This window comes from Kangiella sp. (assembly GCF_014762745.1).
In the GTDB taxonomy this organism is placed as follows: domain Bacteria; phylum Pseudomonadota; class Gammaproteobacteria; order Enterobacterales; family Kangiellaceae; genus Kangiella.
This window is the reverse complement of sequence record NZ_JABURJ010000102.1, coordinates 1-23510: the sequence shown is the minus strand read 5'-3', so window position 1 is coordinate 23510 and position 23510 is coordinate 1. Positions and strand designations below refer to the sequence as shown.

General features: G+C 46.2%; 16 protein-coding genes. 3 read left to right on the top strand and 13 right to left on the bottom strand.

What is annotated here, in order from left to right; translation table 11 throughout:
* Positions 1–52 precede the first annotated feature (52 nt).
* Together HUJ19_RS07835 and HUJ19_RS07830 are read right to left on the bottom strand one after the other, a co-directional pair.
* A complete protein-coding gene (locus HUJ19_RS07835) occupies positions 53–3157 on the bottom strand; it encodes an efflux RND transporter permease subunit (RefSeq protein WP_290623161.1) in 3105 nt (1034 codons plus the stop codon).
* A complete protein-coding gene (locus HUJ19_RS07830) occupies positions 3154–4392 on the bottom strand; it encodes an efflux RND transporter periplasmic adaptor subunit (RefSeq protein WP_290623160.1) in 1239 nt (412 codons plus the stop codon). Before HUJ19_RS07830 ends, HUJ19_RS07835 begins: the two co-directional genes overlap by 4 nt.
* A 305-nt stretch (positions 4393–4697) precedes the next feature.
* On the opposite strand from HUJ19_RS07830, the gene HUJ19_RS07825 reads away from it, so the two are divergent.
* Positions 4698–7532 carry a M1 family metallopeptidase gene (locus HUJ19_RS07825; protein WP_290623159.1) on the top strand — a complete coding sequence of 945 codons (2835 nt, stop codon included), beginning with the start codon at positions 4698–4700 and terminating at the stop codon, positions 7530–7532.
* Between the two features lie 54 nt (positions 7533–7586).
* On the opposite strand, the gene HUJ19_RS07820 is transcribed toward HUJ19_RS07825, so the two are convergent.
* The 4 genes from HUJ19_RS07820 to acnA form a co-directional block, all read right to left on the bottom strand.
* On the bottom strand, positions 7587–8786 hold the full coding sequence (locus HUJ19_RS07820) for an MFS transporter (protein ID WP_290623158.1): 1200 nt from the start codon (positions 8784–8786) through the stop codon (positions 7587–7589).
* 127 nt (positions 8787–8913) lie between these two features.
* Complete coding sequence (locus tag HUJ19_RS07815; RefSeq protein WP_290623157.1) at positions 8914–9336, bottom strand: hypothetical protein; 423 nt, start codon at positions 9334–9336, stop codon at positions 8914–8916.
* Between the two features lie 69 nt (positions 9337–9405).
* A complete protein-coding gene (locus tag HUJ19_RS07810) occupies positions 9406–10794 on the bottom strand; it encodes an MFS transporter (RefSeq protein ID WP_290623156.1) in 1389 nt (462 codons plus the stop codon).
* Positions 10795–11369: 575 nt separating this feature from the next.
* A complete protein-coding gene (gene acnA / locus HUJ19_RS07805) occupies positions 11370–14075 on the bottom strand; it encodes an aconitate hydratase AcnA (RefSeq protein ID WP_290623155.1) in 2706 nt (901 codons plus the stop codon).
* A 260-nt stretch (positions 14076–14335) separates the two neighbouring features.
* On the opposite strand from acnA, the gene HUJ19_RS07800 reads away from it, so the two are divergent.
* On the top strand, positions 14336–15442 hold the full coding sequence (locus tag HUJ19_RS07800; protein WP_290623154.1) for a phosphoribosylaminoimidazolesuccinocarboxamide synthase: 1107 nt from the start codon (positions 14336–14338) through the stop codon (positions 15440–15442).
* A 46-nt stretch (positions 15443–15488) separates the two neighbouring features.
* On the opposite strand, the gene HUJ19_RS07795 is transcribed toward HUJ19_RS07800, so the two are convergent.
* Genes HUJ19_RS07795 through HUJ19_RS07765 form a run of 7 tightly spaced genes read right to left on the bottom strand, consistent with a single transcriptional unit; the run spans position 15489 to position 21197 of the window.
* Entirely contained in the window at positions 15489–16268 is a 780-nt protein-coding gene (locus HUJ19_RS07795) for an HIRAN domain-containing protein (protein ID WP_290623153.1), read from the bottom strand.
* Between the two features lie 4 nt (positions 16269–16272).
* The gene (locus tag HUJ19_RS07790; RefSeq protein ID WP_290623152.1) at positions 16273–17190 is read right to left on the bottom strand and encodes a hypothetical protein; all 918 of its coding nucleotides are present in this window, start codon (positions 17188–17190) and stop codon (positions 16273–16275) included.
* 9 nt (positions 17191–17199) lie between these two features.
* Entirely contained in the window at positions 17200–17937 is a 738-nt protein-coding gene (locus HUJ19_RS07785; RefSeq protein WP_290623151.1) for an NAD-dependent deacylase, read from the bottom strand.
* A 40-nt stretch (positions 17938–17977) separates the two neighbouring features.
* Positions 17978–18619, bottom strand: a complete 642-nt coding sequence (locus tag HUJ19_RS07780; RefSeq protein ID WP_290623150.1) for a dUTP diphosphatase — start codon at positions 18617–18619, stop codon at positions 17978–17980.
* A 27-nt stretch (positions 18620–18646) separates the two neighbouring features.
* Positions 18647–19459, bottom strand: a complete 813-nt coding sequence (gene djlA / locus HUJ19_RS07775) for a co-chaperone DjlA (protein WP_290623149.1) — start codon at positions 19457–19459, stop codon at positions 18647–18649.
* A 2-nt stretch (positions 19460–19461) separates the two neighbouring features.
* A complete protein-coding gene (gene murU, locus HUJ19_RS07770) occupies positions 19462–20166 on the bottom strand; it encodes an N-acetylmuramate alpha-1-phosphate uridylyltransferase MurU (protein ID WP_290623148.1) in 705 nt (234 codons plus the stop codon).
* Complete coding sequence (locus HUJ19_RS07765) at positions 20163–21197, bottom strand: phosphotransferase (RefSeq protein ID WP_290623147.1); 1035 nt, start codon at positions 21195–21197, stop codon at positions 20163–20165. The genes murU and HUJ19_RS07765 overlap by 4 nt, the downstream gene beginning before the upstream one ends.
* Positions 21198–21325: 128 nt before the next feature.
* Here HUJ19_RS07765 and HUJ19_RS07760 point away from each other — a divergent pair.
* Positions 21326–23510 (top strand): LPS assembly protein LptD (locus HUJ19_RS07760; RefSeq protein ID WP_290623146.1); only part of this gene is annotated, 2185 nt, incomplete at its 3' end.

Genomic DNA, 23510 nt, shown 5'->3' with positions numbered 1-23510 from the left:
TGCTGGCTCTAAAACATGTATGGTTTAGAGCCAGACTTTAAACAATGTGAAATTAAGCCAGTTTGCGCTTAAAGAAGTGTTTTACCTGCGCAGATTTATAGTAAAGCAGTGGTACCAGTACCAGAGTGATCATGGTGGAGAACAAAATACCAAAACCAAGCGAAACCCCCATTGGGATAAGGAATTGAGCCTGCGTCGATTTTTCGAAAATCAACGGCATCAAACCAGCAAAAGTAGTCAGAGATGTCAGCATTACCGGACGTAAGCGTCTTACCCCAGCATGCAACACCGCATCAAGCAGACTTTCGCCATGCTTGCGCCGTTGCTGATTAATGTAATCCACCAACACCAGACTGTCGTTGACCACTACACCGGTCAGTGCCAGCATGCCCATCAGACTCATGACACTTAATGACATACCCATGATCCAGTGACCGACAATTGCCATACAGGCGCCGAATGGAATCACCGACATGACTATGAACGGTTGTATATAAGATTTAAATGGAATCGCCAGCAAAATATAGATCGCAAACAGCACAAAGTACAGGCTGGTGGTTAATCTGCTGGTGGACTCTTCCTGCTCACGGGCTTCTCCTTCAAGCGAATAAGATACTCCGGGATAACGCTCAAGAATTTCCGTCGTTTCCTGGTGTATGCGTCGTTTAATCGCTTCAATGTCAGCCGTCTCTTTTTCCACGTCCGCAGTAATATTCAAAGTTCGCTGGCGATTGATTCGAGTAATACTTGAAGGGCTATTGCCATAAGATAACTCTGCCAATTGTTCCAACGGAACCTTGGCACCAGAAGGTGTTTGAATCAGCAAGCTATTCAAGCCATCGAGGGTACTACGCTCTTCTTTGGCCAAACGCAACATCACACGAACATCTTCACGCCCGCGTTGAATACGCTGTACCTCAACCCCGAAGTAGGAGCTGCGAACCTGGCGCGCCAGATCGCTCAAGGTCAGGCCAAGGGTCTCTGCCTGTGGCTTGAGGCGAAATTGAATTTCCTGCTTGCCTTTAGAGAAACTGTCAGCAACATCAAATACGCCATCAATATCACCAAGCATTTCTTTGACTTCCAATGCTGCGCCACTTAAGCGCTGAATATTGGAACCACGCAACTGCACATCAACCGGATCACGATTTCGGCCAATTTCGGCTCGATAGGTTAAGCTTTCCACGCCTGGTAAAGGCCCGATCAAGTTACGCCATTCGTTGACCAGCTCGGCACTGGTAATGTCGCTCTCGCGTTCTTCTGGTGCAGTTATTTCGAACATCACCAGGCCATTGCTAGAGCTGACAGCACCACCGCCACCACCGTAGCCACTGACCGAGAAAATATGCTCAACGATACTGCTACCGTCTTCTTCGCGATACTTGTCCTTAAGCTCTAGTGCGGCTTCCGTCATCCGCTCAATATAGCTGTCGGTCAGCTCAAATGGTGTTCCTTCTGGCATAACCAGAGTAGCGCGAGCAATTTCGGATTGAATCCGAGGGAAGAAGATAAAGCGCGTTAGTCCGCTACTGACCGCAGCCCAGACAAACAGGGCAAAGGCCAGAAAGATAGCCAGTGTCAGCTGCCAATGAGCCAGAGCAAATTTAAGCGCTGGCTTGTAGAACCTTAATACAAAGTCTTCAAAACCTTTGGCAAACTTTTGCTGATACTGAACCAGCTTATTATCATTTTTTGCATTGAGCTTTTTCATGTGACCGATATGAGCCGGCAAAATCAGCTTGGATTCAATCAGCGAGAAAATCAAAACTGGAATCACAATTAATGGAATCGAGGAATAGAAGGTTCCCCAGCCGCCACCGATAAAACTCAAAGGTACAAAGGCAGCCATTGTGGTAATCACACCAAAGGTCACAGGCACTGCGACTTCCTTGGTGCCGTTAATCGCTGCATCCAACGGACTGTCACCACGATTGAGGTGATTATAAATATTTTCGCCCGTCACAATAGCATCATCAACCACAATACCGAGCACCAGAATAAAGGCAAATAGACTGATCAGGTTTACCGTCACACCCATTTCCGGCATCAGCGCCATACCGCCAGCAAATGCAATCGGAATACCAAGACTGACCCACATGGCAATGCTGGGTCGCAAGAATAATGCCAGCAACAAAATAACCAGCAAGCCGCCCTGCACAGCGCTGCTGACCAAAGTATTCAGGCGAGCATTGACACTTTTGGAGCGATCGCGCCAGATGGACAAGTTAACCCCTGCAGGTAAATCCGCCTGCTTCGCTGCAACATAATCCTTAACTCGCTGAGCGACTTCGATCGCACTCTGATCACCGGTTCGGAATATTTCCAGTTCAACCGAAGGTTTTCCATCAAAGCGTGTATTGAGGCTTTCTTCTTCAAAGCCATCTTTAATCACTGCCAGATCTTTCAGCAGCAGGATAGTGCCATCATCACGAGTCAGAATCGGTACCTGCTCAAACTCGTCCTGAGTGTAGGACTGAGCTTTAAGTCTTAACAGAATTTCGCCACGTTCCGACTTTACCTGTCCGGCGGATAAATCCAGCGAGCGACTGTTAATCGAGTTGGCAATATCCTGTAGCGTTAAGCCATATTCATTGAGTAGACTCTGATTAACCTCAATGGCAATTTCAAAAGCGCGTGCACCAGACGTTTCAATTTGCGTCAGCCCAGGTATCGAAGAAAGCTCTTCCTGAATAATTTCAGAGTACTGGCGCAATTCTTTCTCAGGCAGGTTGCCACTAACTACCACACTGATGGTTTCACGGCGTCTTTCAACCTGCTGAATTATCGGTCTTTCAGCTTCTAAAGGAAGCGTATTCAGCGCCCCCACTCGACTCTTGATTTCATCCAGCAACTCTTTAACTTCGAAGTCTTCTTCGACTTCAATCGTTACGCGCGAAACATTTTCAGAAGAACGTGAAGTTAATTGTTTGATGCCATCGAGATCATAGATGGCCTCTTCAATTCGGGTCGAAATAGTCTGCTCTACTTCTTCTGGTGTCGCACCACGAAAAGGCACAACCACATTGATGTACTGAAGTTCTGTAGTAGGGAAAGTTTCAATCGGAACGCGTTTGGTAATGGTATAGAAGCCAGCGACAAGAATGACCACCATCAACAGGTTGGCCGCCACTGGATTACGCGCAAACCATGCGATCATAGTTTCGCCTCCTGTCCATTCTCAACTCCCGCCTTGGACGAACTCTTGACCGCTTCGCCACGCACTCTGGCTTTTGCACCATCAGCCACAAAACTCAGAACATTGCTGACCAACAAGCTGCCTTCTTTGACCAGTTCGCCTGAACTCTCAGGATCAATAACACTGCGATCATCCCCTTTCCAGATTACGGCGACTTTTTGTCGATGTAGGCGGCCTTCGCTAAAGATAAAGACTTCATTATTTTGCGAGATCAACTTGGAAGGAATGACAAACACATTTTCCAGCAAGCGACCTTCAATTTGTGCGCTGACGAATTGTCCCGCTTTCAAGTAGGCTTCTTCTTTCAGAATCGAGCCGGGTAGTTTTGCCGTAACGAACCATTGACGTGTCGCGTTATCAATCACGCTATCGGTGCGATCAAGCTCTGCCAGCCATACTTTCTGCTCACCAGCAAAATCAGCCACCAGACGCACCTGCGGTTTATCTTCTTCATCGCCCAACTGCAAAAAACGAACTCGGTTACTAGGCACCGGTAAGCGCACTTCCAGTGAGTCACTGGCAAAGATACTTGCCACAGGAGTATTGGAACTGATGAGCTGTCCCAGATCCGCCAGTTTTTCAATCAGATATCCATCATAGGGTGCTTTAACTTCAGTGCGGCTAAGATTGAGTTGTGCTTTACTAAGGCGCGCCTGAGCAGCCGCCAATTTTGCCTGGGCTGAGGCTAATTGTGGTTTACGCAAGACCAGATCGGTTGCCTCACGGTTGGGATTGATTTTTTTCCAGTCTTTCAAGGCCTGTTCGGAGCGGGCAACTTCTTCATTCAAGGCCAACTGAGCCGTGGCTACTTCTGCACGCGCAATGGTCACTTCGATCTCATAGTCGCGGCTGTCGATTCGCAGCAATGCATCACCCTTGCTAAACGGGCGACCACTTTCAAAATTAGGGGCAACCCAGGTCACTATACCCGAAGCCTGAGCAATCAGATTACCGGAAGTCGTCGGCTCGATGGTTCTGTAAGAATCAACAAATATCTGATGATCGACCAGTTCCAATGCTTCAACATCGACCACTTCCACCTGCTCTACAGCAGGTCGATTAAACGCAACGGGCTTGCTGTTCAACATACGGTAGATAACCACAATAGCAACCACCAGAATAAGCAGTGGCAAAATGTATTTCAGCCAGATAGTTGATGTGCTGGCTTTGCTGCTAGATGATTTCGGCTCGGACATAAGGCAAAAATTTCCAAAAATGGTGCATGGTTAGCTCAGCTCACTATAGTGCTCCGTTATGAAAATAACGTGAAACACCAGGACTGATATGGGCTTTATCAATTTAGGGGGCAATTTTACTGGAAACTTGTTCATCTGATGGGCACCCTGAAACATTAATTGTAACAGGATATTAAGAAACCTCTCCAAATTTACCATCTATAGAGTATTATGCTTGCAAGAGAGTCAGACTATCTTCTCAAACAAACCTAATAACAGAGGGTTAGTCTAAATGAAGAGGTAAAACACACTTTAAGGGGATAACAATGAGCAAAGCATATTTGCCCACTATCTGTTTTCTGGCTACTTTATTGGCAGCAGGTTGCCAGCCAGACGACAATCAACAGGATGATAGCCACAAGACTCAGGTTTCAGAGCATGAAACCCTGGTTAAGCCTATCGCCAATTCGGAAACCGAAGCTCAGGAAGAGGTATCTGATGTAGCTACTGCATCCTTTGAGAGCGATTACCCAACCGAAATACCGACCGGCCGCTTACCTGAGCTGGCCCGCCCAACCATGTATTGGCTTGAGCTTACTGTCGATCCGGATCAGCCCAATTTTAGCGGTAAAGTCACCATCAATGTTGAGCTGGACACTCCCTCTCAGCACCTCTGGCTGCATGGCCGCGATATTACCGCCCAGGCCGTTTCAGCCAAACTGACTGATGGCACCATGATTAATGGCCGCTATGAAGAAGTAGATCCAACGGGCGTTGCTAAACTGACTTTTGATAATCCACTTCCTGCTGGTCAGTTTGATCTGACTATCAGTTACCAGGCACCTTTTAATGAGTCTCTGGAAGGTTTATACCGCGTGAATGATGGCGGTTTAAATTATGCCTTTACTCAGTTTGAGGCCACATCAGCCCGTCTGGCATTTCCGGGCTTTGATGAGCCAGCCTTTAAAGTTCCTTTCAACTATACGATAACCGTTCGCACCGACCATAAGGCATTTACCAGCACGCCGGCAGTGTCTGAAACCGATCTGGGTAATGGCTGGAAGAAAATTGTCTATGCGCGCTCAAAGCCGATGCCGACCTATCTGGTGGCGTTTGCCGTTGGTGATTTTGATGTTGTTGAGTGGAAAGCCATTCCGCCAACCGAAGTGCGCGATCGCGAGATACCTCTACGCGGCATTGCGACCAAGGGTAAAGGCAAGAAGTTAACTTTTGCGCTTGAAAACACCAAAGACATCTTGAACGGTCTTGAGGATTACTTCCAGATTCCCTACCCCTACGCCAAGCTAGATATCGTTGCGGTACCGGACTTCAACTTTGGGGCCATGGAGAATGTTGGCCTGATTACCTACCGCGAACAGCTACTATTATTCGACGACACTATCTCGCTGGATCAAAAGCGTGCCTACATCAACGTACATGCTCACGAGTTGGCGCACCAATGGTTCGGCAACCTGGTCACGCCTGAGTGGTGGGACGACATCTGGCTGAATGAGGCTTTCGCAACCTGGATGGCTCATGTGTCCAACAACAATGTTTATCCAGAACAGAAATTCCGCCAGACCTTGTTGGAGCGCTCACTGGGAGCGATGCGCCAGGACAGCCTGATCCATGCGCGTCAGATCCGTCAACCAATTGCCAGCAACCATGATATTCAGTCTGCTTTTGACAGCATCACCTACTCAAAAGGCGGTGGCGTTCTGAGCATGATTGAGTCCTTCATGACGCCGGAAGAATTCCGGGCAGGCATTCAACACTACATGAAGAAACACGAATTTGGTGTAGCGACTGCCAATGACTTCATTACTGCGATTGGCGAGAAATCGACCAAGGTTCCGGTTGAAACCATTCGCTCCGCCTTCAATAGCTTTCTGGAGCAGCCGGGCATTCCATATTTAGAAGTTGATTTGAGCTGCGACAATGAACAGGCTACCGTTAATCTCACTCAGTCGCGTTACCTGCCAATTGGCTCAAAAGGCTCCAGTCAGCAAAGCTGGGAAGTACCGGCCTGTATTGAATATGCCATTGACGGTAATCAGCACCAATATTGCAGCGTGATCGACAGCGCTGAATACAGCTTTGAGATTCCAGAAGCAGGCTGCCCTGATTATGTTATGCCCAACTCAGAAGGCGCGGGTTATTACCGCTTCTCGATGTCTGGCCAGAACTGGCAAAAGCTGCTGGAAAACAAAGACCAACTTTCGACAGAAGACATGATCTCGGTAAATGACAGCTTCTCTGCAGCGATTAACGCCGGCAAATTAAGCTTTCTGGATCTAATCAACATTGCGCCACAAATCATTGATTCCGAATCGCCTCGAGTAGCTATGGCTCCCACTGATTTGTTGAGCTTTGTTTATGAAAAAGTCGTAAGCACTGATGAAGATAAGCAACTCCTGGCCAGTTTAAATCGCGACTTATATCAACATAAACTTCAAGAGTTGGGCCTTAGTACCCGCAAAGAAGATTCCGTTGATCAGGTTCAGATGCGTAATGCGCTGGTCGCTTTTCTGTCACAAAAAGGACAGGATAAAAATCTGCGTCATTACCTGACCAAGATGGCAACCGACTACACCGGCTACCAAAGCGACAATGGCCTGCACCCGGATAAAGCTGACAGTAATGTCATCAATACCGCCATGGTCGTTGCTGTCGAAGAGCTTGGCGTTCCATTTGCGGAACATTTGTTGACACAGCTAAACGAATCAAACGACGGCACAGTGCGTGGTCGCATGTTAATCGGCCTGGGCTCAGTACAGGATGCTGAGTTTGCAACTGAGCTGCGTGAACTTATTGTGTCCGATTCATTGCGTGATAACGAGATCTACTACATTCTGATGGGGCAGATGCAAAACCCGGATCTACAGGATGCCATGTGGGACTGGTTTAAGGAAAATTTTGAGGGCGTGAAATCAAGAATTCCGCCATTTGGACAAAATCGCTTGCCAGTCGTTGGCAACATGTTCTGTTCCGAGGAAAAGAAGAAAGACTTTATCGCCTTCTTTGAACCGATTGTGCAGGAACTGGCGGGGGCTCCACGCTCTTTCAATCAGGCAGTTGAAAACATCGAGCTTTGTATAGCTAAGGTCCAGCACCATTCAGATGGAGTTGAAGAGTATATTAATCAGCAAGCTTCACAGTAAATAATTCACACAAACAAAAGCGCTCTTTGGAGCGCTTTTTTTATGCCCACTCTGTTACGTCTTCTCCGCCAGTATTTTCTTTTGAATCAGCAGCATGCAAACAGCCCCATAAGCAAAAGCAAAGGCTAAAAATAAATTGATGTCATCAAACAGTGAAAACAGATAAGGTGCGATTCCCGTAGAAATAATCATAACGGCTGAAACTAACGCGCGAATGGCGCCCAGATGTGTATTGCCAAAGACTTCCGCATAAAAGGAATTGACCACTGGGCCATTGGCGGCAACCGTGGTCCCTGCCAGAATCATAAAGGCCAACAGCCACCAATCACTTTGACCGTACCAGAGGCAGGCTACGCCCAATATCAATGGCAGTAAATACCAGCGCAAAAATTTACGCGGGTGAGAGGCATCGACCAGCGGACCGGTAACTAAGGCTCCGACCACATGAATAACGCCATAAGTGGCCAGAGTGATAGACAGCCACTCAATCTCCCAGCCTTTACCATCGACCAGCAAAGTCTGATGGAAAAAAATACCAGTGATCAGAAAAGCCGGTGCAATAATAGCTGGCAATATCAGCCAGAAACGCCAATCAGCCATCACCTGCCTGCGACTCCAATCGTTATTTTCAGCAAGCGCTTCCACTCCATCCGTGTCACGCTTAATTGGCTCCAGCCTGGCTTTGTGCAAACACCACATCATGAATGGGAACATCACAATACTGCTGACCAAAGCATACAAATGCCAGCTGCTTGTATGCCCATAGTTCAGCAATAAATGCACCGCCATAATCGGCAATACAATCTCACCAGCCCCCATACCCTGCAACGCTAAACTCACCGCTTTGCCGCGATGATTCGGGATATAGCGCATCAAAGTGGTCACAGCAATATGCGTCATCAGCCCCTGACCACATAATCGAATACCCAGATAAGCTATAAACAACATCCACAGGTTTGTGCTATTGGCAAAAATCACACAGGCGATAACCAAACCAATCACCACCAGGGTAGTGAATTTTTTCACCGGAATATCATCAATCTTGGCGCCAACAAAAAACAGCGTAAAACCACTAATTAAAGTTGCCACCGAATAAACCAGACTCAGGTTATCCTTCTCTAACAACAGGTTGGCGATTAAATCCTTATTAAACAGCGAAATAAAAAAGGTTTGCCCCAGGTTGCCCAGGAAGACACATAGAAAGCCAAATAACAGTAAATATTTGTTGGATTTAACAAACTGAAGATAATTCATAGAAGATGAACGCAAAGTTCAATAGTGACTGTGGTCGCGTATTATAGAGGTAGTTACATCAGATCTCTAACAGAGCAAAAGCATTCTCAGTAAAAAAGGCACCGATAGTGCCTTTTATTTAACTTGCTTATGAAAGCCAGCCACGATTTTTACTGAAATTCGAGAACCACAGCAAGAAAATACCCACAATCGCCAATACTGCTGGCAGTACTGCTGCTTGAGTTCCAAGTAGCTGGATGCTTTCACTCATAAACAGGATATAACTTGCCTGAACCAGAATTGCCAACAACGAGATCAGAAAGAACAACTGAGCCACACTCTTTTTAAGAAGCAAAAGCACACTCGCCAAAGCACCCGAAAAAACCGCCGTGGCAAAAGCAGCTACTACCCAGGCCGGTGTTGCATTATGCAACTGCTGCAAAGCCTCATCCATCTGCGCAAACTGCTCAGGTGTAATCAGCCGCATACTAATATATTGATAGACCCCAACCAGATTCCAGATTAAAGCCAGTATCCCGATAATCCAAAACCACATAGGTAATCTGTTCATCTTTATTCCCCCTTTGCTGTTACTGTTATTTATAAACCCTTTCGTTATACCCTAATATTTATTCATCCATCAATCGGATTCGTCACTTTGTACTTCTTTCTGCACTTCATTTAGACCTAGCGCTATCCATGATGACAGTAAGCACATGGCGGTCATGACAACCATTACAGCTCTTAACCCAAAGTATTCTGCAATGACACTGAACACAGCACCAGCCAGTAGCAATAGACCAATGATGGTATTAGATAAAGCGGTATAAGCCGCACGATTATCTGCGTCAGCCATGTCCACCAGATGAGTTGAGCGACCCAGTCGAACTCCGTGATAGGCAATCATCAATATGAATAGCAACGCTGGGAGAATAATGGATTGTTGCAATAAATCTTGCCAGTGGAAGATGGCGGTTAGAGCCAGAGCCAATGCTGCGAACAGTCCGGAGTAAATCAAAACTCTACGACTCGAGCGATCCGATAAATGTCCCCAAACATAACTGCTTAATAAACTTGCCAGCGCAGAAGCCAGTACCAGCGGCCCCAGACCACTCAGCAGATTGCCCATGCCGCTCTGCTCTAAACTATCTCCTCTCGTACTCTCTCCACCGAGAGTCACCATAAATGGAGGAGCAAGTGCCGTCGCAATAAGCAATCCTCGTACACTAATAAAGCGAATCAGCTGTTTATCTTTTGCTAATAGAGAAAAGTTTTCACGCGCTACCGTTAACGGATTACCGCCACCTTCGGTCGCACCTTTTTCTTCGGCCAAACTGGCGAAGATGACGCTGGCAAAAATCCATAAAGCTCCGGCCACCAATAAACCACCAATAACCAGACTTTGTCTTTCCAGCCAGCCCGAACTTAACAGTAAGGCATAAGCAATTACAGCACCGGCGGCAATTGATGCGGCCAAGCCCGTAGTGCGTCCGCGCATGGATTTGGAAACGGTTTTGCCTAAAACATCTTTGTAGGAAACTGAACACACACTTCTCGCCACAGCCAGAATAGCCAGCAATATTAAAATTACCCAACCCGCCGTTTTCGCTTCCAGAAACAAAGCGCTTAACGCCATTCCTGCCGCGCAGGCCCCCTGCACAAAACTACCTGCGGCCCAGGCCCATTTGCGTTGTGGCATTTGGCGAAGCGCACCCGCAGTAAACAACTGCGGCAACAAAGCGCCCGCCTCGCGAATTGGCACCAACAAACCAATCATAAATGAAGAAGCACCTAGGGCAGACATCAACCAACTTAAAATCAATTTGGGATCAATCAACCCATCCGCAACTTTTGTCGAGGTTAGCGAGATAACATGGGTAACAACATTCTTAGGTTGATGACGACAAGCCGAGTCAGGAATATCTTTACAGACGCGCCCATCATCTTCTGAAGTGAGGGATTGATAAACCGCCTCCAGAGTGGAGGCGGCTTCATTCGAGTTTGCTTGAGCTTTTGATGACTCAGTCATAAAACTCCTGTGATAGATTAATATTATGAATTCTTTTCATTAGCCAAAGATAACTGCCTTGGGTAACACATTAACTTTTCTTATTCATTGCAATTTCTATTTTTCGCTACTTAGCGAGTTACTTTTACAGAATACATCCTTGTATTCTGCTGAAGCCAGCGTCGTTTCACTCCGTTGTTCAAATTTGTCTTGCTTTAAGTAACCACAAAATCGTCAGGAACGATTTTGGATAGCGTAGCTAGCCCGAAGGGTGAAGTACAGGGATGTACTTCATAAAAGAAGACCACCCCGTGATTGAGGTTTCGCTTTGCTCAACTGCCTTCGTATCCGCCAAGTCACTTAACGCAGGATCTGCCCCCTTGGGTACCGTAAAATACGTTCCATCTCCCTAAAGGGATTTCCTTTGGTCACTTACCCGAATTTTACTATTCAAATCATCTCCCTAAAGGGATTCCTTTCAGTCACAGATTTGAATTGCTGTGCCTTGGCTACTACTTAGCTCAATCAAAAGGGGTTTTTGGTGCTAAATCTTAGCACCTAGTCTCTATTTTTATATTAGAAGTAACCGCAGTTAATCAAGCCTGATTAATAAACTGGCGCAGTACGTAATGCAGAATACCGCCGTTTTTGTAGTATTCGAGTTCTACGCGTGAGTCGAGTCTTGAAACCACTTCGAACTTGATGAGTTTGCCCGATTCATCATTGGCAATGGCTTCAACCTGGAGCGTTTGTCCGGTTTCAATACCTTTATCCAAACCAAGGATGTTGAAGGTTTCATCACCACGTAGACCTAAAGTTTCGGCATCTTCGCCCAGTTTGAATTGCAATGGTAAAACACCCATGCCAACCAGGTTGCTACGGTGAATTCGCTCATAACTTTCGGCAATCACTGCCTTAATCCCAAGCAAAGTAGTTCCTTTAGCCGCCCAGTCACGCGAGGAACCGCTGCCATACTCTTTTCCAGCCAGCACAACTAACGGTGTATTCGACTCATGATATTTCTGAGCTGCATCAAATATGGTCATGGTTTCGCCAGTTGGAATAAAACGTGTGTAGCCGCCCTCTTTATCCACCAGCTGATTTTTAATGCGTACGTTAGCAAAAGTACCGCGCACCATGACCTCATCGTTACCACGACGAGAGCCGTAGGAGTTAAAGAGTCGCTTTTCTACACCTTTTTCAAGCAGGTATTTCCCGGCAGGAGAGGTCTCAGAAAAACCACCGGCTGGTGAAATATGGTCAGTGGTAATCGAGTCACCCAATTTAAGGAGCACTCTTGCACCTTCAATATTACTGATTTTGTCCAGCTCAGGCTTCAAGCCTTTGAAGAATGGAGCCTGTTTGATATAAGTCGACTTGTCATCCCACTGATAGACTTTGTCTTTAGAAACTTCGAGGTTTTTCCATTGCTCATTCCCTTCGAAAATTTCGCCATAACTTTTGGCATAATCGGCGGGCGTTAATACTTCACTCATCACTGCGCCGATTTCTTCATTGGATGGCCATAAATCCTTAAAATAAACCGGCTTATCATCAACCGTGTATGTGACAGGTTCGCTTTTGAAATCAATATCGACACGCCCGGCTAAGGCGTAAATAACCACCAACATGGGCGACATCAGGAAATTCATTTTGACATCAGGATGCACCCGAGCTTCGAAGTTACGGTTACCTGATAATACCGATGACACGATCAGGTCATTCTCTTTCACCGCTTTAGCGACGGGGTCTGGTAAAGGTCCGGAATTACCGATACAGGAAGTACAGCCATAACCCACTAAGAAAAAGTTAAGTGCTTCCAGATCATCCATTAAGCCTGAGTGCACCAGATAGTCGGTAACCACTTTCGAGCCAGGTGCTAACGAAGTTTTTACCCAAGGTTTTACTTTTAAACCTAAATCATTGGCTTTTTTTGCAACCAAACCGGCACCTAACATAACGCTAGGATTGGACGTATTGGTACAGGAAGTAATAGCAGCTATCGCAATCGAACCATCGTGCAATTGGTAACCTTCACCCGGCACATCAACCGTTTTAATCAAGCCTTTTTTGTTATCCGCAGTAGAGCGGTCTTCCAGCAATTGATACTTACGACCATAATTCAGCTCCATCAATGATTGGAACTGAGTTTTTAAATTGGTCACTTCAATTTTATCTTGCGGACGTTTTGGACCAGACACCGTCGGAACGACAGAACTCAAGTCCAACTCAACCACACTGCTATAACGGATCTGGTCTTCATCTGCACGCCACAACATATTATTTTTGCAATAGGTTTCAACGCGCTTAATCACTGATTCATCACGATTGGTATCACGCATGTAATCCAGGGTGCGATTATCAATCGGGAAATAGGTCACGGTACAACCAAATTCCGGCGACATATTGGAAATAGTTGCGCGATCAGTGACTGCCAGCCCATCCAAACCATCACCGAATACTTCAACAAATTTGCCAACCACACCGTGCTTACGCAGTAATTCTGTAATGGTTAACACCAAGTCAGTGGCGGTTGTTCCCAAAGGCAGATTACCAGTCAGCTTCAAGCCAACCACTTCTGGCATCAGGAAGTAAATCGGCTGTCCCAGAATCGAAGCTTCAGCCTCAATACCGCCAACCCCCCAGGCCAATACGCCAATCCCGTTCACCATTGGCGTATGCGAATCGGTGCCAACTAAAGTATCCGGGAATAAAGCACCATCACGCTCAACAACGCCCTGAGCCAGATACTCAAGGTTAACCTGGTGGCAAATTCCCATACCCGGAGGCACTACGGTAAAATTGTTAAAAGCCGTTTGTGCCCACTTAAGGAATTGATAGCGCTCGCGGTTGCGCTCATATTCCATATCAATATTCTGTTCAAGCGATGTTTTGCTACCAAAGAAATCAACCTGCACCGAATGATCCACCACCAGATCCACTGGAATCAGTGGATTAATTTTCTTGGCATCGACGCCATGGCGGCTAGCTTCCTGACGCAAGGATGCCAAGTCAACCACTGCCGGCACGCCGGTAAAATCCTGCATCAGAACACGCGCAGGCTTAAAAGGAATCTCTTCCTGCTTCGGCATCGGTTCCCAGCTGAGTAAGGTTTCAATATGCTCATCTGTAACGCCGAGGCCGTCTCGATTACGCAGGGCATTTTCTAGAAGTATTCGAATCGAAAAGGGAAGCTTTTTAATGCCATGACCTTTCTGGTCTAAAGCAGCCAAACTCCATATATCAAAGCTTTTTCCACCGACTTTGAGTTGCTGCTTACAATCTTGCGCTAAGTTGCTCATTCTTGTCTCCCTATCCATTAAAAGATCGTTAAATCAGACAGTTATATGAGCACCACTATAACGCAAACCGGCCCCATTTTGGAAATAAAGCCTTGTAAAATGTGTGCTTATTCGAGCTTTATCATAGTTTTAATAAATGAGTGTGAACTTGCTCGAAAACTAGCCTATCAACAGGATTCTGGTATCATATGCGCTTTAAATTCACCAGCCATCCCAGTCAGGGAGTGGCTTTTCAATTTCTGGAATAGGACACCCTGGTTATGAGCCTTGCACAAAAAGTTTTAGCCGTTAATAACGACCTTCCCATTCGTACAAACCAACCTGTCCATAGCGGAAAAGTTCGCTCCGTATATTGGCTGACGGAAGAAGACAGCAAACGCCTGATTCAGGAACGTGGCTATAACGTGGCTGCTGACGCGCCACTGGCAATCATGGTTATCAGTGACCGTATCTCTGCCTTCGATGCCATCTGGCACGGCGAAGACGGCTTGAACGGCGTACCAGGCAAAGGCGCAGCGCTAAACGCCATCTCAAACCACTGGTTCAAGCTATTCCGTGAAAACGGCCTGGCCGACAGCCACATTCTGGAAATTCCGCACCCATTCGTCTGGATCGTACAGAAAGCACGCCCAGTCATGATTGAAGCGATTGCCCGCCAATACATCACAGGTTCCATGTGGCGCGCCTACGCCAAGGGCGAGCGTGAATTCTGCGGCATTCGTATTCCAGATGGCCTGCAAAAAGATCAGAAACTTGATGAGCTACTGATCACGCCATCAACCAAAGGTATTCTAAAAGGCATCCCAGGTGTTCCAGAAGCAGACGACGTCAACATCACGCGTCAAAATATCGAAGACAGCTATCAAGCCTTCAACTTCCGCAACAAAGAAGACATTGACCTGTACGAAAAACTATTGAAAGAAGGTTTCGACGTCATCAGTAGCGAACTGGAAAAATTAGACCAGATGTTCGTTGATACCAAATTTGAATTTGGTTATGTCACCGACAAAGACGGCAACGAAAAATTAATCTACATGGACGAAGTGGGCACGCCAGATTCATCGCGCATCTGGGACGGCAAAGCATTCCGCGAAGAAGGAAAAGTGGTTGAAAACTCAAAAGAAGGCTTCCGCCAATTCTTGCTAAATCACTTCGAAGATTCGGATATTCTGCTCAACAAAGATCGCATGGACGAACGTCAGGCGCTAGCCCGCGACAACGCCCTTCCTGTTGACGCACTGATGGACGTTTCCAGAACCTACATCGGCATTGCTGAAAAGATTACCGGCAAGAAAATTGAACTGTCTGATAATCCAAAAGCAGAGATTATTAAAATCTTAAAAGACGAGTTTAAACTGGTTGATTAATAAAGTTTAAAACTGAAAAGAGAAAGGCGGGTTAACCCGCCTTTTTTTATGCAACAAGGTGTGCCTTATTATTTACAGCTAAATAATCCTGATTATTAAAAGGTGCAAAATCTTTTGGCCATTTTGTTATAAAGCGACATAAAACCTTATACTTAGCAGGAGCGGCTATATTCACCTTATGAACAACAAGGTGTTTCTCAGTAAGTTGTTCTGTATTAATAACCTCTCTGAAGTCGTGAGCTAAATATTTAGGACAATAACCTAGCTTACTACCATCCTTTTTTATTAATATAGCCATGGGATCGACTTGGTTTTCATCTTCAAAAATCATGTCTAACTCGTCTCCAGCAGCCAATTTTTCCAGCTTCCCTTTTTGACTTTCATTTAGGTAATTTATTCCATGAATAAAAAAATCCATGACATAGTAACCATCAACACTACTTGGACAAGGAATGATACGATAGTTGTCGGTCTTCCTTTCCCCTCCAGTTTTAGCTAAGAATTCTAAGTGGTTGAAGTCTCCGGAATCAATTTTAATATCACTCCACCGAATTATTTCTCTAAATTCTTCTCTACTCGGATCAAGTACTCTGTTTTCAAAGAAAGGAAACAAGGACTCTGATTCATACACATAATCAATATGTTCCATATGAATGAATGGTTTAAACCTAGGAGATGTTTTACATCCCCTAGTGTAATTAAACCGATACAAGTTGTTTTTATGTGTCAACTTGCCAATCGGATGCCACAACCTAGTCACAGAGTCTTGCCAAACGACAAAGATAGTATCTAAGTCATAGGTGGCATTTACTGTATTCTGCTTCATAGAATTATCCTAAAAGCCTAGATTTATTGGCTTTAATTAGAGAAATGCAAAAATCTTTACTCATGTCAGTCATAATACCACATGGAACCTTTTGGACAATATCTACTATTTCTGATTCTTTCAATTTGTCCAGTTTTTCTAACCAGGAGTCTTTTGCACTTTCTGAAACTACAGCAAATTCATGAAAAGCATCTATGGTCTTTAGTTTAACTCCATTACTATATAGAAGAGATTTCGCCCTTCTCACATACCTTTCAATATTAAAACCACGTTCACCAGCTTTTAATATTTGTTCTCGCCTTTCATCACTTTCATTACGGCCTAAGCTAGCGGCATGATCAAAAGTCGGAGATAAATGCACGGTTGCATCAGCTGTTTGAATTACACCCCAGTTTTGTTGGTGCCGATCTTGATTCGAAACAAGCGTATCTAGCAGCAAATAACCAATAAAGAAGTCCAGCGGTAGCTTAATACCTGGTAAGCTTCTCCAATTCTTTGGCTTTAATATTTTCCCATCACTTAGTGTTGCAATCACAATCTGAACAGTATGAGCGCTATTATCTACCGCTTGAACCATACTTGACGTATTAAGATAATTGTTAATTAGCTGATTGCCATGTACTAGTTCTTCACCGTCAGACGTCATAATTGGAGTTATAACTCCATTCCAACCCTCATATGTAGCTAACTCGTATTGAACACATGGTATATCTAACTTATGAGCAACCTCTGAAACAATTTTTTCAGCCCAATCCTCCCCATATCTTAAAACTGGTTTTCCTTCTGGCCCATCTGCTCTTGCAGCTTTAAACAAATAGGCTCTGCCGTCAGGATCGTCATACCAAAACTTCCACTTGGTACCAAGTGGCTCGATATTATCTATTTCTCTATCTGAAATATTTAAAACTTTGTAATACTGCATTTATCTAACCTAAAATAGAATTGGCAATAGTATGCCCGCTTTCCCTTCGATCTGGTAATCCACCACCGGGCTACTGGTTGGCTCAGGATTAATTTCAATCACTTTCGCACCCTGGCTTTTGGCCAGTGCGGCAAGTCCTGCCGCGGGATAAACCTGACTGGATGTTCCTACGGATAAAAAGAGGTCACAGGAATAGGCGGCGCTTTCTGCTTCACGCCAGGCTTGTTCGGGTAGAGCTTCGCCAAACCAGACGACGGAAGGTCTAACTTGGCCGCCACAGTGCTGGCACTCGGGAACCTGCTCTATCCGTTCAACGGAACCATGATGCGTTTGACCGCATTGCAGACAATGATTACGCCAGATATTTCCGTGTAATTCGGTGACAGGATTGGAGCCTGCTTTCTGATGTAGTCCATCGACATTCTGGGTAATTAAGCTGACAAGTTGATTGCCGTTTTGCTGTGTGCGTTTTTGCCATTGAGCTATGGCGAGGTGGGCTGGATTGGGTTGTTTATCTTTGTTGACGTCTCTTCGCCATTGATACCACTGCCAGACGGTTTGTGGATCTTTGAGGAAGCCATCGATGCTGGCCAGTTGTTGTGGGTCGTATTGACTCCAAAGCCCTTTACCTTCTTTAGCATCGCGAAAAGTGGCAATACCACTTTCGGCGGAGACGCCAGCGCCTGTTAAGATACAGACGCGCCTGGCGTTTTGGATGCAGTCGATAACTTCCTGTTCGATGTGCATTGGGTTATTTTTTACTATCTAAGTTGATTTGCTATCACGTTTATTTGCTATCAGGACGCGGATAGTTATCGGCCAGTTCCTGATAAAGCATGTGTCTGAAATCTTCTTCTGTTGAATCTAACTTGTCGAGAATTTCCACTAACACTTCATTATCTTCCCGGCCATGCCATTCTTTAACGTAAGTACCTTCTTTGTACCCATTGTCCTGGCGGAAGAAATTAAGAGTATTTTTACCAACATAGCTTTTAAACAATTCTTCGAATGGCATTTCCATCTGTTGCATACAGCCTGCAAAACTTGAGCCATCAAAATGCTGATACATCACTGCCTGACCAGCCATCACTTCAAGCGTTTGTTTAAAATCATCTTTAACCGTTGGCTCGAGCATCTCGTTAGCCAGCTCTTCAGCGATGTCTTCGAAAGAAGCTTCACCATCAATACGCGAACTTAATCCGAAGTGAAAAATATCCACCAGTTCCATTTTCACCTGCTCCGCATCTGGCTTCTGATGCTTCCACCATTTCCAGCCATAGTGCTCCAACATTTCAGCACATTCGATCCAGATGGCTCGATACCATTCAAAGCCCTGTTCGAACCATTGCTCATGTACTTTTGAATTCATTGCGTTCTGCATTTCCAGCATCACGGCAATCTGTCTAATCATTGTGTGTTTATCTGGCATAATTTACCCCTGAGTATTCCTGTATTTTTACCAATTTTTATGGCGTTTAATAAGTTCGTAAGCGGCTTTAATTTCCTGCGTCTTTTCGGTGGCCATTTTGATCATCTGTTCCGGTAAGCCTTTAGCAACCAGTTTATCAGGATGGTGCTGTGACATCAGCCGACGATACGCCTTTTTTACGGTCTGCTGATCATCGCTCGATTTCACACCTAACACTTGGTAAGCCTGTTCGACACTGGGCCCGCTGGCGGCCTGATAACCCGGGCCGCCATGCTCACCGCCCTGTTGTCTTGAATGTTGATAGAACCTTTGCTGAGCCTGCACCATTTTAATTAACTGGTCGATCATAAATGTAGGAAAGCCAAGTGACTTACCCACCTCATGCAACACGGTTCTTTCCTGTTGATGCACAATGCCATCGGCCATGGCCATGCTGATCTGAACTTCCATGAACATCTGCATCAGGTTGCGGCGCCTGTGGCACTCGCGCTTAAACTGCTCAAGCACCCCATGCAGATCGAAGTCTGGCTCTTTACCCTGGCTGAATAAATCAATCGCCAGTTTGCGAGAAGTTTGATCAAGCCCCATACGGCGCATCACTTCTTCTGCGTGACGAATCTCGGTTTCAGTTACCCGGCCATCCGCTTTAGCAATATGCCCCATCACAGAAAACGTGGCGGTGAAAAAGGCGGCCTGCACCCGTTCCTGCGAACCCGGCTCTAAATGTTCCTGCCCCTTCTTATCGATTTGATGGCCGACCACGCCGCCGAGAATGGCACCAATCGGGCCTCCCAACGAAAAGCCAATGACACCACCTAATAATTTTCCAAACCAGCTCATGTTTAATTATCGTTCTCTAGATTAAATTCAATGGTTTTCAATTTACGCTGAAAACTTTCGTTGAGTTTTTGCAAACGCTCCGGCGTGCCAATATCGTGCCAACGTCCTTCATGCAACTCATAAGTCACTTCTTCCTGCGCCATCAGTTCTCGCAATAACGGCCCTAATGGGACAGCTTCATTTTCTGGCAACTCTTTAAATACGTGCGGATGATAAACCCCAATCCCCGAAAAGGTTAGCTTCGGCTCGCCTTCTGACTTTACCCTGCCGCCTTCGGTGACGCAGAAATCGCCTTCAGGATGATGCTCAGGATTGGGCACTAAAACGATATGGGCACTGTTCTCAGGGGCTTTGGCGATACGGGTGTAGTCCATATCGGTCCAGACATCGCCATTAACCACAATAAAAGGTTGCTCCTCGAAAAAGTGCAAAGCCTTACGGATTCCTCCGGCAGTTTCCAATGCCTGCTCTTCCTGTGAAAAAGTCAGATTAACCCCCCAGTAGGCTCCGTCACCCAGATATTCCGGGATCAAATCACCAAGCCATGAGGTATTGATAATGATGTCGCGAATGCCAGCGTCTTTAAGCGCTTCGATGTGCCATTCAATCAATGCCTTACCATTGACCTTGAGCAGTGGCTTGGGGCGCTCGTCAGTCAGCGGGCGCATCCGCTCGCCGCGTCCTGCTGCCAGAATCATGGCCTTCATACATCAACTCCCAACGCATCTTCTTCAATACGTTTGCGATAGAGCGGCATGATGATGCCTTGTAACCACTGATAAAAGTTAGCCATTTCAGGATAGTTTTCGGCTTGTTGAAGTATATAGCTGAGGGTTAATGGTATGTCTTTCAAGTAACCGGATTTGCCGTCACGGAAATTCAGCCGAGAAAAGATACCCGCTACCTTGATATGGCGCTGCAACCCCATCCAGTCGAACCATTTGATAAAGACCTGTTTTTCCAGCGGAAACGGCGACTGCTCAATATAGTAATCGACCCATTCCAACACTTTGTCCTGCGGCCATTGGATATAACAGTCGCGCAGCAAGGACAATAAGTCGTAAGTAATCGGGCCATACACCGCATCCTGAAAATCAATAATACCCGGCTTCTGGCCTTCAATGTACATGATATTGCGCGAATGGTAATCGCGATGAACAAAAACCTGCGGCTGTTCCAGAGCGCTTTGAGTCAACTGAGCGAAAGTCCGATCCAGCAACTGATGCTCATCTTCAGATAGGCGATAATTCAGATAGCGGCCCAGAAACCATTCGCGGAACAGCTCCATCTCGTTATTTAATAAGGTACTGTCATAGGCTGGCAGTGTGCTGGCGTTTGGGATCAGCTGCATGCTGACGAGGCTTTCAATGGCTCTTTTGTAGAGCGCATCAACACCTTGGTTTGATTCAGAAGGGTTCTGTAACAGTGGCAAATAAAGCTGATCGCCCAAATCAGAGAGCAACATAAAGCCGTCAGTAAGGTCATAAGCCAATACCTGCGGGGCATTAACTGGCTTAAGCATATTAGCCACTTTAATGAACTGTTCGGAGTTTTCGTGCTCTGGCGGCGCATCAACGCAGATCCAGCTTTCCTGCTCATTACCCCAGCGAAAATAGCGCCTAAAACTGGCATCTCCTGAGACCATGCTCCATTGCATGGTTGCAACACGGGGATTTAACTTGCGAATTTCGGCGTATGCCCAGAATTTAAGAGCTTCTTGTCGGCTATCTTTTTCCATTATAGGTTTTCATTCTTGCAAATAAGCGTTTATCATTGTGCCATTCTATCACTTGGTCACTTTCCGCGCCTTGAAACCTATGTAACAAAGCGATAGTGGCGCATAGCGGAAGGTAAAATAACGGATACATGGTAAGCAAGAAAACTCCCTGGGTACACCCTTTTTTAGCGACCGGCTTCCTGATTGCGGCATCAAGCATGTCTGCAATTGCTTCGGCTGCTGAAAATCCGGTTGGCGAATCAGAAGTCACTAATGCTGAATCAGTTGCCGAGAATCAGGTCGTGACTCAGACCGAAACCAAAGAAGTTAACGATCTGGTCAGTCAAGAGGTTGGCTTTAAGTTTCCTGAGTTTTATACCTGCCCCAGCGAGCCAATGGAGCCCATTCGTTATCAAGCGGTTAAAAGTGAAGAAACCGGTCCGATACGAGTCTACTCCGATAGCGCTGTGCGTGAAGGCGATACAGCGCTGTTAACAGGAAATGTTGTCGTCTCTCAGGATGGCCAGCAACTGACTGCCAACAGCCTGACCGCTGATAACCTGTCCCAAAGCTACAAGGCCGAAGGCGATCTGCTGTTTACCAATCAAAATTTTGTGGTAGGTGCTGATTACCTGACTTACCAGGCATTAAAGGGCAGCACTGAAATCAGCAATACACGGTTTCACCTTTATAGCAATAATGGCAATGGCTCGGCGGAAACCATCAGCATTGATAATAACCAGGTTCTGACACTATCTAACTCCGAGTTTTCGACCTGTCCGACCAATCAACGTAGCTGGGCCTTTGAGTCTGATGAAATTGTCATTGACCGCGAAAGTGGCTGGGGCAAGGCTTACAACAGCGTAGTCAAAGTAGCCGACGTGCCGGTATTCTGGCTACCTTACATTACATTTCCAATCGATGACCGCCGCAAAAGCGGAATTCTGCCTCCATCCTTTAGCAATTCAGACCGTAATGGTCGCGATGTCAGTGTGCCCTATTATTTTAATCTGGCTCCCAACTACGACCTGACCCTGACCCCGCGTTACATGACCTCACGCGGTTCCATGCTGGGCACTGAATTTCGTTATCTAACTGAAGCCAGTAATGGCGAGCTGTTCTTTGAAGCTCTGCCCAATGATAAAGATCCTAATGCTCTGGGCGATAAACGCTGGCAATACGATGTGAAGCATTTCTCTGATCTGGGGGATGACTGGACAACGGGTATTAATGCTCGCAAGGTCAGTGATGACGGCTATTATCAGGATTTCGGCGGCAGTCTCGAGAACAGCAATCAGGATATTCTGTCGCAGAACCTCTATGTACAACATCGCAGCAAGGACTGGTTCTTCCGCACTGAATACAAAGATTGGCAACTGCTGAACAGCCCCGTGGAGCGTTATACGATAGCACCACGCATGCAAATGACCCGTTTTTTCGAACCAGATGAAAACGGATTTCATGCCACTATTCATACCGAGTTGACCCGTTTCGACAAAGACAATGCGGTCACTTCCAATCGCTATCACCTCGAGCCCAATATTGGCTGGAGTCACGAAACGCTGTACAGCTTCTTTCGCCCACAGCTGAAATATTCAGTCACTCATTATCAGCAGAAAGATCTGACCGGCAATGTGGAGCACCTGACTCGTACACTGCCAACCGCGTCACTGGACACCGGTCTTTACTTTGAACGCTTCATTGACGGAGACGATGAGCGTTATACCCATACACTTGAGCCTCGTTTGTTCTACCTTTACACGCCTTACGAAGCGCAAAATGAGATTGGCGTCTATGACACCAGCTTACCGACATTCAACTTTACTCAGCTTTTCAGCAGCAACCGATTCAGCGGTATTGACCGTATTGGTGATGCCAACCAGATCAGCGGCGCCCTGACCAGCCGTATCCTCGACTCGCAGGGACGTGAAAAGGTCTCCATGTCGCTAGGACGCATTGTGTATTTATCAGACCGTCAGGTACAGCTTGTTGATACCATTGGCCGCGAAACGGATAAGCAGTCAGGGTTGCTGGCTGAGGTCAACTGGCGTTGGACCGACTCCATCGAATTTAAGTCGGTTATCGAGTGGGATGATCAGACCAATAACACCACCCATGGCCTCATTAATATGCACTATGAGCCAGAGCCGAACCATATTATCAATCTCGGCCATCGCTATCGCGAACGGCTCGACCGCAAGCAGGAAGAAGCAGAGCTGGCTTTTGCCTGGCCGATCAAAGATAATTGGCGACTTTTAGGCCGCTATAATCAGGATTTGATTGAAAATCGAACCAATGACTCCTTTCTTGGTCTAGAGTATGAGTCATGCTGTT

What these genes read in the sequence shown, in the direction of transcription:
- HUJ19_RS07810 (WP_290623156.1), bottom strand. Translation starts at nt 10,794, where the DNA reads ATGACTGAGTCATCAAAAGCTCAAGCAAACTCGAATGAAGCCGCCTCC.
- murU (WP_290623148.1), bottom strand. Translation starts at nt 20,166, where the DNA reads ATGAAGGCCATGATTCTGGCAGCAGGACGCGGCGAGCGGATGCGCCCG.
- HUJ19_RS07815 (WP_290623157.1), bottom strand. Translation starts at nt 9,336, where the DNA reads ATGAACAGATTACCTATGTGGTTTTGGATTATCGGGATACTGGCTTTA.
- HUJ19_RS07780 (WP_290623150.1), bottom strand. Translation starts at nt 18,619, where the DNA reads ATGCCAGATAAACACACAATGATTAGACAGATTGCCGTGATGCTGGAA.
- HUJ19_RS07790 (WP_290623152.1), bottom strand. Translation starts at nt 17,190, where the DNA reads ATGCAGTATTACAAAGTTTTAAATATTTCAGATAGAGAAATAGATAAT.
- djlA (WP_290623149.1), bottom strand. Translation starts at nt 19,459, where the DNA reads ATGAGCTGGTTTGGAAAATTATTAGGTGGTGTCATTGGCTTTTCGTTG.
- HUJ19_RS07800 (WP_290623154.1), top strand. Translation starts at nt 14,336, where the DNA reads ATGAGCCTTGCACAAAAAGTTTTAGCCGTTAATAACGACCTTCCCATT.
- HUJ19_RS07795 (WP_290623153.1), bottom strand. Translation starts at nt 16,268, where the DNA reads ATGAAGCAGAATACAGTAAATGCCACCTATGACTTAGATACTATCTTT.
- HUJ19_RS07825 (WP_290623159.1), top strand. Translation starts at nt 4,698, where the DNA reads ATGAGCAAAGCATATTTGCCCACTATCTGTTTTCTGGCTACTTTATTG.
- HUJ19_RS07765 (WP_290623147.1), bottom strand. Translation starts at nt 21,197, where the DNA reads ATGGAAAAAGATAGCCGACAAGAAGCTCTTAAATTCTGGGCATACGCC.
- HUJ19_RS07835 (WP_290623161.1), bottom strand. Translation starts at nt 3,157, where the DNA reads ATGATCGCATGGTTTGCGCGTAATCCAGTGGCGGCCAACCTGTTGATG.
- HUJ19_RS07820 (WP_290623158.1), bottom strand. Translation starts at nt 8,786, where the DNA reads ATGAATTATCTTCAGTTTGTTAAATCCAACAAATATTTACTGTTATTT.
- HUJ19_RS07830 (WP_290623160.1), bottom strand. Translation starts at nt 4,392, where the DNA reads ATGTCCGAGCCGAAATCATCTAGCAGCAAAGCCAGCACATCAACTATC.
- acnA (WP_290623155.1), bottom strand. Translation starts at nt 14,075, where the DNA reads ATGAGCAACTTAGCGCAAGATTGTAAGCAGCAACTCAAAGTCGGTGGA.
- HUJ19_RS07785 (WP_290623151.1), bottom strand. Translation starts at nt 17,937, where the DNA reads ATGCACATCGAACAGGAAGTTATCGACTGCATCCAAAACGCCAGGCGC.